The organism is Ancylobacter defluvii, assembly GCF_018390605.1.
Classification (GTDB): domain Bacteria; phylum Pseudomonadota; class Alphaproteobacteria; order Rhizobiales; family Xanthobacteraceae; genus Ancylobacter; species Ancylobacter defluvii.
The window spans coordinates 145,679-158,850 of sequence record NZ_JAHBGD010000002.1 but is presented as its reverse complement, the minus strand read 5'-3'; the positions used below and the strand labels follow the sequence as shown (position 1 = coordinate 158,850).

General features: G+C 65.9%; 14 protein-coding genes. 7 read left to right on the top strand and 7 right to left on the bottom strand.

Going from position 1 to position 13,172, the window contains the following annotated elements:
- Positions 1–12 precede the first annotated feature (12 nt).
- Complete coding sequence (locus KHC24_RS00700) at positions 13–1,758, bottom strand: SPOR domain-containing protein (RefSeq protein WP_213358530.1); 1,746 nt, start codon at positions 1,756–1,758, stop codon at positions 13–15.
- A 337-nt stretch (positions 1,759–2,095) separates the two neighbouring features.
- Here KHC24_RS00700 and KHC24_RS00695 point away from each other — a divergent pair, with 337 nt between their 5' ends.
- From KHC24_RS00695 to KHC24_RS00675, 5 genes are all read left to right on the top strand, one after another.
- Complete coding sequence (locus tag KHC24_RS00695) at positions 2,096–2,434, top strand: phasin family protein (protein ID WP_213358529.1); 339 nt, start codon at positions 2,096–2,098, stop codon at positions 2,432–2,434.
- Between the two features lie 309 nt (positions 2,435–2,743).
- Positions 2,744–3,079 (top strand): ATP-dependent Clp protease adapter ClpS, encoded by a 336-nt coding sequence (gene clpS, locus KHC24_RS00690; protein ID WP_213358842.1) that lies wholly within the window; start codon positions 2,744–2,746, stop codon positions 3,077–3,079.
- A 31-nt stretch (positions 3,080–3,110) separates the two neighbouring features.
- Positions 3,111–5,558: an ATP-dependent Clp protease ATP-binding subunit ClpA gene (gene clpA, locus KHC24_RS00685; protein ID WP_213358528.1), complete on the top strand. Its 2,448-nt coding sequence runs from the start codon at positions 3,111–3,113 to the stop codon at positions 5,556–5,558.
- A 170-nt stretch (positions 5,559–5,728) separates the two neighbouring features.
- Complete coding sequence (locus KHC24_RS00680; protein ID WP_213358527.1) at positions 5,729–6,475, top strand: AzlC family ABC transporter permease; 747 nt, start codon at positions 5,729–5,731, stop codon at positions 6,473–6,475.
- A complete protein-coding gene (locus KHC24_RS00675) occupies positions 6,472–6,825 on the top strand; it encodes an AzlD domain-containing protein (protein WP_213358526.1) in 354 nt (117 codons plus the stop codon). Before KHC24_RS00680 ends, KHC24_RS00675 begins: the two co-directional genes overlap by 4 nt.
- A gap of 18 nt (positions 6,826–6,843) precedes the next feature.
- On the opposite strand, the gene KHC24_RS00670 is transcribed toward KHC24_RS00675, so the two are convergent.
- The 4 genes from KHC24_RS00670 to KHC24_RS00655 all read right to left on the bottom strand — a co-directional run bounded on the left by KHC24_RS00670 (position 6,844) and on the right by KHC24_RS00655 (position 9,840).
- Complete coding sequence (locus KHC24_RS00670; protein WP_213358525.1) at positions 6,844–7,266, bottom strand: HIT family protein; 423 nt, start codon at positions 7,264–7,266, stop codon at positions 6,844–6,846.
- A gap of 47 nt (positions 7,267–7,313) precedes the next feature.
- Positions 7,314–8,525, bottom strand: a complete 1,212-nt coding sequence (locus KHC24_RS00665) for a GNAT family N-acetyltransferase (protein WP_213358524.1) — start codon at positions 8,523–8,525, stop codon at positions 7,314–7,316.
- Between the two features lie 84 nt (positions 8,526–8,609).
- Positions 8,610–9,371, bottom strand: coding sequence for a glycerophosphodiester phosphodiesterase family protein (locus KHC24_RS00660; protein WP_213358523.1), 762 nt, complete (start codon positions 9,369–9,371; stop codon positions 8,610–8,612).
- A gap of 7 nt (positions 9,372–9,378) precedes the next feature.
- Complete coding sequence (locus KHC24_RS00655; RefSeq protein ID WP_213358522.1) at positions 9,379–9,840, bottom strand: RidA family protein; 462 nt, start codon at positions 9,838–9,840, stop codon at positions 9,379–9,381.
- 144 nt (positions 9,841–9,984) lie between these two features.
- On the opposite strand from KHC24_RS00655, the gene KHC24_RS00650 reads away from it, so the two are divergent.
- The gene (locus tag KHC24_RS00650; RefSeq protein ID WP_213358521.1) at positions 9,985–10,809 is read left to right on the top strand and encodes a cell envelope integrity EipB family protein; all 825 of its coding nucleotides are present in this window, start codon (positions 9,985–9,987) and stop codon (positions 10,807–10,809) included.
- Here KHC24_RS00650 and KHC24_RS00645 read toward each other — a convergent pair.
- Both KHC24_RS00645 and KHC24_RS00640 read right to left on the bottom strand, forming a co-directional pair.
- Positions 10,766–12,103: a DNA polymerase IV gene (locus KHC24_RS00645; protein WP_213358520.1), complete on the bottom strand. Its 1,338-nt coding sequence runs from the start codon at positions 12,101–12,103 to the stop codon at positions 10,766–10,768. The genes KHC24_RS00650 and KHC24_RS00645 overlap by 44 nt on opposite strands.
- Positions 12,104–12,143: 40 nt before the next feature.
- Entirely contained in the window at positions 12,144–12,443 is a 300-nt protein-coding gene (locus KHC24_RS00640; RefSeq protein WP_213358519.1) for a DUF3572 domain-containing protein, read from the bottom strand.
- Positions 12,444–12,567: 124 nt separating this feature from the next.
- Between KHC24_RS00640 and KHC24_RS00635 the strand changes: the two genes are divergently transcribed.
- Positions 12,568–12,939, top strand: coding sequence for a response regulator (locus tag KHC24_RS00635; RefSeq protein ID WP_213358518.1), 372 nt, complete (start codon positions 12,568–12,570; stop codon positions 12,937–12,939).
- Positions 12,940–13,172: the final 233 nt, after the last annotated feature.

The window sequence follows — 13,172 nt, the reverse complement described above, 5'->3', positions numbered from 1 at the left end:
CCCCGTTTCCAATCAGTTGCGGAAGATCATGCAGCCGAACTGGCCCTTCAGCGCCTTGCACGCCTTCTGGGCCGCGGACTGCTCGTCGAAGCCGGCGAAGCGGGCCCGTACGATGGTGCTCGAACCCTTGGTCGCCTGCTCGGTATAGGGGTCGACCTTGGCAAGGGCGGAGCCGGCCTTGGCCTTGGCCTTGGCGAGCTGGGCACGGGCATCGGCCTCGCTGCCGAAAGCGCCGATCTGGATGGCCCAGCCCGAACGCGGGGCCGCCGTGGCGCGCGAGGTGGTCTCGGCGATCTGACGCGGGATTTCCGCCGGATCGGCGCTGGCGAGACGCACCGGCTTGGCGGTCGGCGTCGGCTTGGGCGCCTGGGCGATCTGCGGCGGCAGGGCGCGGCCGGAAGGGGCGGACTGGGTGAAGGCCAGCGTGCCGAGGATGCCGGGCTGGTTCGAGAACCCAGCCACGGGGGCGGACGGCTTGGCGACCGCCACAGTCTTCACAGCGGTGGGGACGATGGGCTCGACCGAACCGACCGAGGGGGCCGGTGGCGGCAGGGGCGCCGTGCGGGCCGGGGCCGGCTCCGGCATGGCCTGGGAGACCATGGCGATGCGCTGGGGCGGCAGGGCGCCGGTGGTGACGGGATCGGCTTCGCTGGCCCGCTCGGCGGTGTCCTCGTCGACCTCGTCCGGCGCGGGGGCATCGACCACCGAGGCCATGGCGAGATTCGGCCGCCCCGAGGGGATCGGGATAACCGCGGGCGCCGGCGCTGCCATCGGGGTGGGGATCGGCGCCGCCTGCGCGACCGCCACTTCCTCGATAGCGCCGCCGCCCGCGGGAGGCGAGGACATGCGCGCCACCATCTGACGGCCGGCATAGGCGCGATCGAAGGTCCCGGAGATCAGCTGCGCCATGCGATTGTCGCGCGAGGCGCCGCTGGTTCCGCCGAGCACTACGCCGATTACGTAGCGGCCATCGTTCTTGACGCTGGTCAGCAGGTTGAAGCCGGAGGCGTTGGTGTAGCCGGTCTTGATGCCGTCCACGCCTTCGAGGCGCCCGAACATGCGGTTGTGGTTGCGGATCGCGACGCCCTGGTAATTGAACGAACGGATCGAGAAATACGCGTAATAGCGTGGGAACCGCTCCTGGATCGCGCGCCCGAGGATGGCCAGGTCGCGTGCGGTGGTGACCTGCTGCGGGTTGGGCAGACCGTTCGGGTTCTTGAAGGTTGTGCGGGACATGCCGAGCTGGCGGGCCCGACGGGTCATGAGCGCCGCGAACGTATCGGAATCGCCGGCGATCGCCTCGGCGATCACCACGGCCGCGTCGTTGGCCGAACGGGTGATCAGGCCTTGGAGCGCATCCTCGACCGAAATGGTCGAGCCGGCTCTCAACCCCAGCTTGGTGGGCGACTGCCGCGAGGCATAGGCGGAGACGGGGAGGCGGGAATCGAGTCGGAGCCGCTTGGCGTCAAGCTGCTCGAAAAGCAGATAGAGCGTCATCACCTTGGTCAGCGATGCAGGATGACGCAGCGCGTCGGCATTGTCCTCGTGCAGGACGCGACCGGTATTGGCGTCGATCACGATGTCGGCATGACCGCGATGCCATCGGGTATCCACCACCTGGGCGGCAACCGGTTTCTTCCGGCTGACCTTCTTTTTTCTGGCTGCGGCGTCGGCAATGCCGGTGCCCGCGATCGATAGCACCAGAATGGCCACCCCAGCGCGCAGAAGTTGCGTGCCCACAGTTCCCGGAAGCCGCATGAACCCGTCCCGTCACTCAATTTGCCGGCCCGCGCCGGTCACTCGCATGAGGCCGGCAGGCGCTGATGCGGCGCCCTGAGGCGACCCGTACCGAGCTGACCGTTGCCGGACGATCACTCCCGCAATGATAAAGAGAGCGCGGTTACGAACTCGTAAATCCCGGCGTAAGCGAGGCAATTGCAGGCGCTTGGCAAAACTGGGTCAGTCATGCTGTCTTGTTGCGTCGCACAAAAATTATTGACGTTGATGCTGCGGCGCATTATTTCTGATGTCAGCGACGTTCATGCTGGCGGCGCGCGGTCAACGTTGGCGCATGAGAAAAGTGAGGAACGACCCGATGATTCAGAACATCGACGAAATTCAGAAGCTGGGCAAAGATAATCTCGACCTGGCCATGAAGAGCTTCGGCACCGTGTCGAAGGGTGTGCAGGCCATCGCCGTGGAAGTGGCCGACTACTCGAAGAAGTCCTTTGAGGAAGGCACCGCAGCGGCCGAGAAGCTGTTCGGCGCCAAGACCCTCGACAAGGCGGTCGAGATCCAGTCCGACTATTTCAAGAATTCCTATGAGAGCTTCGTTGCCCAGGCGACCAAGATCGGCGAGCTCTATGCCGATCTCGCCAAGGAATCCTACAAGCCCTACGAAGGCATTCTCGGCAAGCTGCCGATCGGCAAGTGACGCCTGGCCGATAACCGTCGCTGTTCGGTCCGCTCGATGGTGGGCCGCGTAGATTTGTCTCATGCGCCCGAAAGGCCCGGTGAAAGCCGGGCCTTTTTTATTTGGTGTCTTTGCTTTTCAGGGTTTTTCCCGCTTCGCACGGTGCCGAGCGGTGCCGCGCGCCGGTCAACTCATTGCGACCGGCGCGCGCTCTCGCTACTCTGGCGGAGTGAGCCGGGCATACCTATTATATCGTGCAGCCCGGCCAGCTTAGCCGCGCGAGGTGAGCCTTTCATGTCAGTGACCACGCCTTCCCGATTTGTCGATACCATGATGGGCGACGATGAGCGTCGCCGCCGCGGCGATGGCATGCCCGGGACAGCGGTGATCACGCGCACCAAGCCGCAGGTGAAGCGGCCAAGTCTGTATCGGGTGCTGCTCCTGAACGACGACTACACGCCAATGGAGTTCGTCGTGCACGTGCTGGAGCAGTTCTTCAACAAGAACCGGGAGGAGGCCACCCACGTCATGCTGCATGTGCATCAGCACGGCGTGGGGGAGTGCGGCGTCTTCACCTATGAGGTGGCCGAAACAAAGGTCACGCAGGTGATGGACTTCGCACGAAAGCACCAGCATCCTTTGCAGTGCGTCATGGAGAAGAAGTGACGCTCTGCAGCGGCTAAACGAAGAGGTACCCATGCCGACCTTCTCCCGCAGCCTCGAGCAATCGCTTCACCGAGCCCTGGCGCTCGCCAACGAACGTCACCACGAGTACGCGACCCTCGAGCACCTGCTGCTGTCCCTCGTGGACGACCAGGATGCCGCGGCGGTGATGCGGGCCTGTAACGTCGATCTTGAAAAGCTTCGCCGCAACCTTGTCGAGTATATCGATACCGAGCTCGACAACCTGGTGCAGGACGGTGGCGAGGATTCCAAGCCGACGGCCGGCTTCCAGCGCGTGATCCAGCGCGCGGTGATCCATGTCCAGTCGTCCGGGCGCGAGGAAGTGACCGGCGCCAATGTTCTCGTCGCGGTTTTTGCCGAGCGCGAGAGCCATGCGGCCTATTTCCTGCAAGAACAGGACATGACCCGTTACGACGCGGTGAACTACATCAGCCACGGCATTGCCAAGCGCGCGGGCATGTCGGAAAGCCGGCCGGTGCGCGGTGCCGAAGAGGAGACCGAGACGAAGACCGGGGAAGAGACCAAGAAGAAGGCCGATGCGCTCGACGCCTACTGCGTGAACCTCAACAAGAAGGCACGTGATGGCAAGATCGACCCGCTCATCGGCCGCGACAGCGAGATTCAGCGGACCATCCAGGTGCTCTGCCGCCGGTCCAAGAACAACCCGCTTTTCGTTGGTGACCCCGGCGTTGGCAAGACCGCCATCGCCGAGGGGCTGGCCCGTCGCATCGTCGACGGCGATGTGCCCGAGGTACTGGCCACCGCCACGGTCTTCTCGCTCGACATGGGCTCTTTGCTCGCCGGCACCCGCTACCGCGGCGATTTCGAGGAGCGCCTCAAGCAGGTCGTCAAGGAGATCGAGGCCTATCCCAACGCCATCATGTTCATCGACGAGATCCACACCGTAATCGGTGCCGGGGCCACGTCGGGCGGCGCGATGGATGCCTCGAATCTGCTCAAGCCGGCCCTTGCCTCCGGCTCGCTGCGCTGCATCGGCTCTACCACCTATAAGGAGTATCGCCAGTACTTCGAAAAGGACCGCGCCTTGGTGCGTCGCTTCCAGAAGATCGATGTCGCCGAGCCGACCGTCCCGGACGCGATCGAGATCCTCAAGGGCCTGAAGCCCTATTTCGAGGATTATCACCGGCTGCGCTACACCAACGACGCCATCAAGGCGGCGGTGGAACTCTCCGCCCGTTACATCCACGACCGCAAGCTGCCCGACAAGGCGATCGACATTATCGACGAGTCGGGCGCCGCGCAGATGCTGCTGCCGGAGGCCAAGCGCAAGAAGACCATCGGCGTGAAGGAGATCGAGGCGACCGTCGCCACCATCGCCCGCATCCCGCCCAAGACGGTCTCCAAGGACGATGCCGAGGTGCTCGCCACGCTGGAGACGACGCTCAAGCGGGTCGTCTACGGTCAGGACAAGGCTATCGAGGCGCTGTCCTCGGCGATCAAGCTGGCCCGTGCCGGTCTGCGTGAACCGGAGAAGCCGATCGGCTCCTACCTGTTCTCCGGCCCAACCGGCGTCGGCAAGACCGAAGTGGCCAAGCAGCTTGCCTCCTCGCTCGGTGTCGAGCTGCTGCGCTTCGACATGTCGGAATATATGGAACGTCACACCGTCTCGCGGCTGATCGGCGCGCCTCCCGGCTATGTCGGCTTCGACCAGGGCGGGCTGCTTACCGATGGCGTCGACCAGCATCCGCATTGCGTGCTGCTGCTCGACGAGATCGAGAAGGCGCATCCCGACCTGTTCAACATCCTGTTGCAGGTGATGGATCACGGCCAGCTGACCGACCACAATGGCAAGCAGGTGAGCTTCCGCAACGTCATATTGATCATGACGACCAATGCGGGCGCTGCGGATCTGTCGAAGTCGGCCTTCGGCTTCACCCGCTCCAAGCGGGAAGGCGACGACGTCGAGGCGATCAACCGGCTGTTCGCGCCGGAATTCCGCAACCGGCTTGACGCCATCATCGGCTTCGCTCACCTCGCCAGCGACGTTATCGGCCTGGTGGTGGAGAAGTTCGTGCTGCAGCTGGAAGCGCAGCTCGCCGACCGCAACGTCACCATCGAGCTGTCGGACGATGCAACGGCCTGGCTGGTGGAACGCGGCTATGACCAGCAGATGGGAGCCCGCCCGATGGGCCGGGTGATCCAGGAGCACATCAAGAAGCCGCTGGCCGACGAGGTGCTGTTCGGCAAGCTGAAGAATGGCGGCCATGTCCGCGTCATCGTTGTCACGGACGAGGCCGGCGAGAGCACGCTCGGCTTTGAGTTCCCGGAAGGCCCGGTCACCCCGAAGCCGGAGAAGATCGAACCGCCCAAGGCCAAGCGGGCTCCACGCCGCAAGCCCGCCGCCCCCAAGGCCAAGAAGGCGGGGCCGGGTGAAGGCGGCAGCCGCGGCCGTCCATCCGGTGGCTCGCGCGTGCCGAAGGTGCCGCTGGTCAAGGCCTAAGCCTTCTCGTCGCAATCACAGCCCGCCCGCCGGACATGCCCGGCGGGCGGGTTTTCTTTTGCCGTCGCGCTTTAGGGGCTCCGGTTTCACCGCATCGATGCGAATCTTCCGAAGGTCGAGCTTGACCGCGACGGCGCACCGGTCAATCAACGGCCGACATGAGTGCGCCGATGCAGCCATCAGATCCAGCCGCCACCGAGGCCGGCCCCACCTTTCGTGCCAGCTACTTCCTGCGAGGTGTCGCCGGGGCCTTCTCGGTGCCCGGCGTCGTGCTGATGGCGACCTTTGTCGGCTTCGGCGGCCTGCTGCACGATGTCGGTTTCCCGATCGGCGCCGGGTTGCTGTCGACGTTGCTGATATGGGCGCTGCCGGCTCAGGTGATCCTGGTTGGCGGCATCGCTTCGGGCGCGGCGCTACCGGCGCTGGCGGTCGCGGTCTGCCTCTCCGGCGTACGGTTGATGCCAATGGTGGTGGCGCTGATGCCGCTGATGCGCGGCAGGCGTCCGAATTTGTGGCTGGAACTGATCGCGGCGCATTTCGTCGCCGTCACCATGTGGGTGGAAGGTTTCCGGCTACTGCCCAAGGTGGCGGTGGAGGGACGTCCATCCTATGCCATTGGGCTGGGTGCGGGGCTGGCGTCGGTTAGCATGATCGCCACAGGCGCCGGCTTCTATCTCACCAGCTTGCTGCCGGGTCCGCTGGCTGTCGCTCTGCTGCTGCTCACCCCGATCTCCTTCACCATTCTTCTGGTGCGCAATGCGCGCGAGCGGGTGGACTGGCTCGCCATCGGGTTCGGCGCGGCGCTCTCGCCGCTGGTCGCCAATACGCCGGGTGGCCTCGACCTGTTCTGGAGCGGGGTCGGCGGCGGAACGCTGGCTTTCTTCATCGCCCGGATTTGGAAGGCCGACCGGGCATGACGCCGTTCTCCAATGAGATGACCGCAATTCTCGTGGTGATCGTCGTCGGCTTTCTGCCGAACGAGATATGGCGGCTGCTCGGTGTGCTGCTGGGGCGCGGGCTCGACGAGAACAGCGCCTGGATGCAATGGGTGCGAGCGGTGGCGACTGCGCTGCTCGCCGCCGTCGTCGCGCGTCTCCTCATCACCCCGAGCGGCGCGCTGGTTGCGTTGCCGTTCCTGCTGCGCGCCGGTGCGGTCGGCGCCGGCGTCGCCGGCTTCCTGCTGGTGCGGCGCTCGGTGCTCGCCGGCGTGCTGACCGCCGAAGCGGTGCTGATCGCCGGCGCCTGGTGGCTCGGCGTCGCGAACTGACGCCGAGGCGGGCACGGCTCAGCCCTGCAGCGCCGCCTTCAGCTTTGCCGCCTGTTCGGCGAGGATCTCGGGCGCTTCCTTGTAGGACAGCGGCGGCCGAAGCTCGACGCCGAGCCGGCGCGGAATCACATGAACGTGCAGGTGGAACACTTCCTGCCCGCCGGCATGCTCATTGTGCTGGGTCAAGGTGATGCCTTCCGCCTCGAAGACGCCGAGCTGGGCCCGGGCGATGCGCTGGGCGGCCGCCATCACCGCGGCGAGATCGTCGGCCTCGACGTCCAGCAAGTTGCGGCTCGGCGCCTTCGGGACCACCAGCGTATGACCGGTCGCCCGCGGCATGATGTCGAGGAAGGCGAGCACCTTGTCGTCTTCATAAACCCGGTGCGACGGGATCTCGCCGCGCAGGATCTTCGCGAAGATGTTGTTCGGATCGTAGGCCATCTCACCCTCCATATGCCCGGCTTGGATGGCAAGCCGGGAGGCGCGGGTCAAGGCTCGTCGTGCTCCCGACGAAAGGGCGCCTGCGCGGCGAGTTCCGTCTGCGCCTCCTGCGAATAGCTGCGCTCGCGCGCCAGATAGGCGGCAACCGCCTCGCGGAAGCCGGGATCGGCGATGAAATGCGCCGAGCGGGTGGTCACCGGCAGATAACCGCGCGCCAACTTGTGTTCGCCCTGGGCGCCGGCCTCGACCGTGGAGAGGCCTCTGGCGATGGCGAAATCGATAGCCTGATGGTAGCAGACCTCGAAATGCAGGAAGGGATGCTCCTCGATGCAGCCCCAGTGCCGGCCGTACAGCGTGTCCGAACCGATGAAGTTGATCGCGCCGGCGATCGAGCGGCCGCCACGCCGTGCCATGACCAGCAGGATGCGGTCGGCCATGCGTTCGCCGATCAGCGAATAAAAGCGGCGGTTGAGATAGGGCCGGCCCCATTTGCGCGAGCCGGTCTCCATGTAGAAGGCGAAGAAGGCGTCCCAATCCGCCTCGGTGATGTCCCGGCCGGTGAGCCACTTGATTTCGATGCCGTCCGCCAGCGCGTCGCGGCGCTCGCGGCGGATCATCTTGCGCTTGCGGGAGGCAAGCTCGCCGAGGAAGTCGTCGAAACCGCCATAGCCCCGATTGGTCCAGTGGAACTGTTGATCGATGCGCGGCAGCCAGCCCTCGGCATCGAAGACGGCGGCATCGGTTTCGGTGAGGAAGGTGGCGTGCACCGAGGAGGCGCCGCGCATGTCGCACAGCGTGGCGAGGCCCTGCGCCAGCGCCCGCCGCGCCGCGGCGGCATGGGTCCCGGGGCGCACCAGCAGCCGCGGGCCGGTCGCCGGGGTGAAGGGCACGCTGACCTGGAGCTTCGGATAATACTGGCCGCCGGCTCGCTCATAGGCATCGGCCCAGCCATGATCGAAGACGTATTCGCCCTGCGAATGCGACTTCAGATAGGCCGGACAGATGGCCAGCGGCTGACCGCCCTCGCTCTCCAGAACCAGATGCTGCGGGTGCCAGCCGGTGCGGGCGCTGACGGCGCCCGATTCTTCCAGCGCCGATAGAAACTCGTGCGAAACGAAGGGGTTGTAGGAAGAATTCTCAACTTTTGCATCAGAAATGCCGTCCAACACATTGGAGGGGTTGGCGCAGGCGTTCCACTGTGCGGCGGGGAGGGCGGTGATGTCGCTCTCGACGCGCAGGCGGATGGTGTCGGAACTCATGAGCGTCGCGGAACCTCGGGCCGGGCGCGGCGGAGGCGCCGCACCGCACAATGTGCGCCTTCATCCCGCGTCCTTAAAGAGCCCTCACGCCGATTCGATATCGGGCAGGAAACCCTCGAAGATGATCTGATCGGCGTGCCGTGCCGCGATCGCCCGATCAGCCGGCGTGCGCACCGTCCAGCTCAGCACCGGCAGTCCGGTGGTGCGCCGAGCGAGCGATACCGCCGGCGACGGCAGGTCCTTCACATAGTGGGCCAGGAAATCCGGTCGCATGCGCGGGAAATGCAGCAGATTGCCCCAGGCGAACCGGGTCGCCGGACTGAGGAGGTCCCATTCCGGGTCGTCGTAGCGGCGTTCCATGGTGAAGCCGCGCGGAATGGCGGGGGCGAGCGTCCGCACCGCCGCCACCAGATCGGGATCGAACGACATCAGTGCTATCGGGCCGGCATAGGTGGCCAGCACGTCGGCGGCGCGGATGGCGATGGCCGTATTGCCGTCGTAGCGGCTCTTGAGCTCGACCACCAGCGGCACGCGGCCGCCGACGCGCTCCAGAAGCTCGGCGAGCGTCATGATGCGATCGGCGGTGCCGCGCATGGCGATGCCCTTGAGCTGTCGAAGGGTGAGCGCCTCGGTCGGTCCGGTCGCTTCCGTCAGCCGGTCGAGATCGTCGTCATGGAACACCACCGCCTCGCCATCGGCCGAGAGCTGGATGTCGACCTCGATGGCGTAGCCGCACGCCAGCGCGGCATCGACCGCCGAGGCCGTGTTCTCGATGATGCCGCGCGCCGCATCATGCAGCGCGCGGTGAGCGACGGGACGCGCGGTCAGCCAGATGGGGGCGCTCATGACGCGCTCAGGCGAATTCGATCACCGCATCGATTTCCACGGCAACGCCCAGCGGCAGCGCCGCCACTCCGACCGCCGAGCGCGCATGCCGGCCGGCATCGCCGAACACCTCGACGAACAGATCGGAGGCGCCGTTCACCACCTTGGGCTGATCGATAAAATCCGGCGCCGAGTTCACGAAGGCGTTCAGCTTCACCACCCGCTTCACCCGGTCGAGATCGCCGAGCGCCGCCTTGATCTGGGCGAAGATGTTGATCGCGCACTGGCGCGCCGCGGCCTTGCCGGCTTCGACATCGGCATCGACACCGAGCTTGCCGGTGATCGGCTTGCCGTCGGCGATGGAAACCTGGCCGGAAATCCAGAGCTGGTTGCCGCTGATCACCGTCGGTACATAATTGGCGACCGGCGCGGTGGCGGCCGGCACCGAGATACCGAGGGAGGCGAGCTTGGATTCGACGGTGCCGGACATCTGTGTCTCCATTGGCGACGCATGCGGGGCGACGAGGCGGGCACTCAAAATTTTGCCCATCTTGTCGCCTTCGTTGGGGTAGCGATGTTTGGCCTATCGATCCGACGCGCGCAAGCCGCGCCCTTCCGGAAGGAGCTGGAACTGATGACTGTGCCTGCCACTCTCAGGATCTACGCGTTCGCCGGAGTTTCTTTCCTGGCTTTCGTCCTGCCGGCTTCGGCGACGATCCGGCTGGAGCCGCACCGCGCGACCTACGAATTGTCGCTCGACGCCGCCAAGCCGGCGAAGAACGTCAACGCCGCCGAGGGGACGATCGTCTACGAGCTGCGCGGCAATGCCTGCGACGGCTATTCGGTACAACTGCGCCAGAGCACCAGCTTGGAGACCGAGGGCGGCCGCTTGAGCAGCGCCATCACCACGGCCACCTGGGAGGATGGCGAGGGCAACGCCTATCGCTTCCGCGTGGAGAACACGGTGAATGACGATCGCCCGGAGGAGGCGGACGGTGTCGCCGAGCGCAAGGACGGCCGGCTGATCGTGAAGGCCACCAAGCCGGAGGCGTCCACCATCGAGCTCGCCAAGGGCGTGCTGCTGCCGACCCAGCACATGATCCGCGTGCTCGCCGCCGCCGAGCAGGGGGATTCGGTGTTGGAGGCGCCGGTTTATGATGGCTCGCCGGACGCCCGGAAGATCTACGACACGCTGTCGGTCATCGGTCGCGCCGTCACCGGCGGTGCCGGGCTGGAGAAGACGGCCAGCGACGGCGTTCTTGCCGGGCGTGCCCGCTATCCGGTGGTGATCAGCTATTACGAGCGCGGTTCGGCGGAGCAGGCGCCGGACTACACGATCAGCTTCGACCTCTATGACAATGGCGTCAGCCGGGCGCTGAAGCTGGACTATGGCGACTTCGCCCTGCGCGGCACGCTCACTTCCTATGAGGCGCTGCCGCAGGAGAACTGCTCGAAGTAGCAGGCTTCTCCTCGCGCCGGCCCGGCCGGCCGGCATCGATGAGGATGCCGCGCTCGATGATGCCGCGGCCGAATCGCTCGCGCAGGCGATCGGCGGCGATTTCGGCGTGGGCGGCCTTGGTGCCCGTCGTGTCGATCAGGTCGTCGGGATCGGCGGTCGCGGGATCGGCGAGATCGGAGACGCCGATGCCGATCAGCCGAAAGCGCCGCCCATCCGTCTCGTGGCGCAGCAGATCGCGGCCGTGGTCGAACAGCCGGTTGGCGAGGCGGGTCGGGTTGTCGAGCGAGCGGGCGCGGGTAATCAGCCGGAAATCGGCGGTCTTCAGCTTCAGCGTGACGGTGCGGCCGGCATGACTGCCGGCCTTGAGCCGGTCCGACAGCTTGCGGCACAGCGCGTAAAGCGCCTGTTCGAGCTCGCGGAAGTCGGAAATGTCGGTATCGAAGGTGGTCTCGGTGGAGACGCTCTTGGTCTCGCGCTCCGGATTGACCTTGCGCTCGTCGCGGCCGAAGGCGAGGCGGGCGAGCCGTAGCCCCTCATTGCCGAAGCGGCGGGCCAGTGACGTCTCGCCGGCCGCTTGCAGATCGGCAATGGTGCGGAAGCCCTCCTTGGCGAGGCGCTCCTGCGTCACCTTGCCGACGCCCCAGATCGTGCCCACCGGCCGCGAGGCGAGAAAGCCGGCCGCCTCCTCCTTGCCGATCACCGCGAAGCCGCGCGGCTTGTCGAGTTCGGACGCGATCTTGGCGAGAAACTTGTTGGGCGCGAGGCCGATGGAGAGGCTGATGCCGATCTCCGCCTCGACGTCGCGCGCCAGCCGGGCGAGGCTGCGCGCCGGGCTCTCGCCATGCAGGCGCTCGGTGCCGGACAGGTCGAGAAAGGCCTCGTCGATCGACAGCGGCTCGACCAGCGGGGTCAGCCGGCGCATGCGCTCGCGAACCTCGCGACCCACCGTCACATATTTCGCCATGTTCGGCTTCACCACCACCGCCTCGGGGCACAGGGCCAGCGCCTTGAACATCGGCATGGCCGAGCGCACGCCCTGCACGCGGGCCAGATAGCAGGCGGTGGAGACCACGCCGCGCTTGCCGCCGCCGATGATCACCGGCACGTCGCGCAGGCTGGGGTCGTCCCGCTTCTCGACCGCCGCGTAGAAGGCGTCGCAGTCGATATGGCCGATGGTCAGCAGGTCGAGCTCGGCATGGCGGATGACGCGCGGGCTGCCGCAATGCCCGCAGCGCAGCCCGATCGACCCGCCGGGGCGCGCGTCGGCCAGGCAATCGCGGCAGAAGGCGGCCATGGTCCTCAACCCTCTCGGTTCGCGGCGTCAGTCCTCCGCGTCAGTCCTCACTGCCGGCATGAGCAAGGATGTCGCGCGCGACCACCACGTGGCCGGGATCGATCTTCGCCTGCGCGGCATAGTCGATGAGCAGATCCTGCCGGTTGATCAGGTGATCGAGCAGCGCCACATGGAAGGCGGGCGAGCCGGCCACCCCGCGCAGATCGGCGGGCGAGAGGCCGGTTTCGGCGAGGAACGCGCCGATTCGCTCCGGGTCTCCGGCCATGAAGCCGAGGACGCCGATGGCGACTTCCTGCGCGGCCTGTCGGGTGGAGAGTGGCTTGGATTTGAGGCTTCGCATTTGTGGTTCCGTAAGGAATGGCAGGCTAGGTTGAGTCTGGCTGAAAGTTCGCTTCGGCCAAGAGCTTCTCGACAATTCGCTCGAGCGCCGTCGCACCCGCCCAGAATCGCATATCGAGCGCCACATGCCCAAGACCGTTTTGATCGTGGAAGATAATGAGCTCAACATGAAGCTCTTTCGCGATCTGCTGGAAGCTCACGGCTACGCGACGCTCGCCACCCGCCACGGCGTGGAGGCGATGGAGCTTGCCCGCAGGCACCGGCCGGACCTTATCCTGATGGATATCCAGCTGCCGGAAGTTTCCGGTCTTCAGGTCACCGCCTGGCTGAAGGCGGATCCAGAGCTTAAGGCGATTCCGGTGGTGGCTGTGACGGCCTTCGCCATGAAGGGCGACGAGGAGCGCATCCGGCAGGGGGGGTGCGAAGCCTATCTTTCGAAGCCGATCTCGGTGGCGAAGTTCCTGGAAACGGTTCGCCATTTCGTGCCGCTGGACTGAACAGCCGGCCGATGTCGCGCCAGTGCCCGATATTATAGGCGCGAAGCCAAAATAATTTCGGAATATTACCGCCGCCAGGTCTGGTGCGCTTTCGAGAACTCATCTAAATTCCAGTCAATAGCTGCCTGGCGGGCAGTTCGCTTGAAAACAAGCGGTGGCGGGGGCTCGCTACATTTCCTTCTTTGTGCGTGCAGCAAGCGTAAAGGAGCGCGACAGCGAAAGCTGAGCGCCCG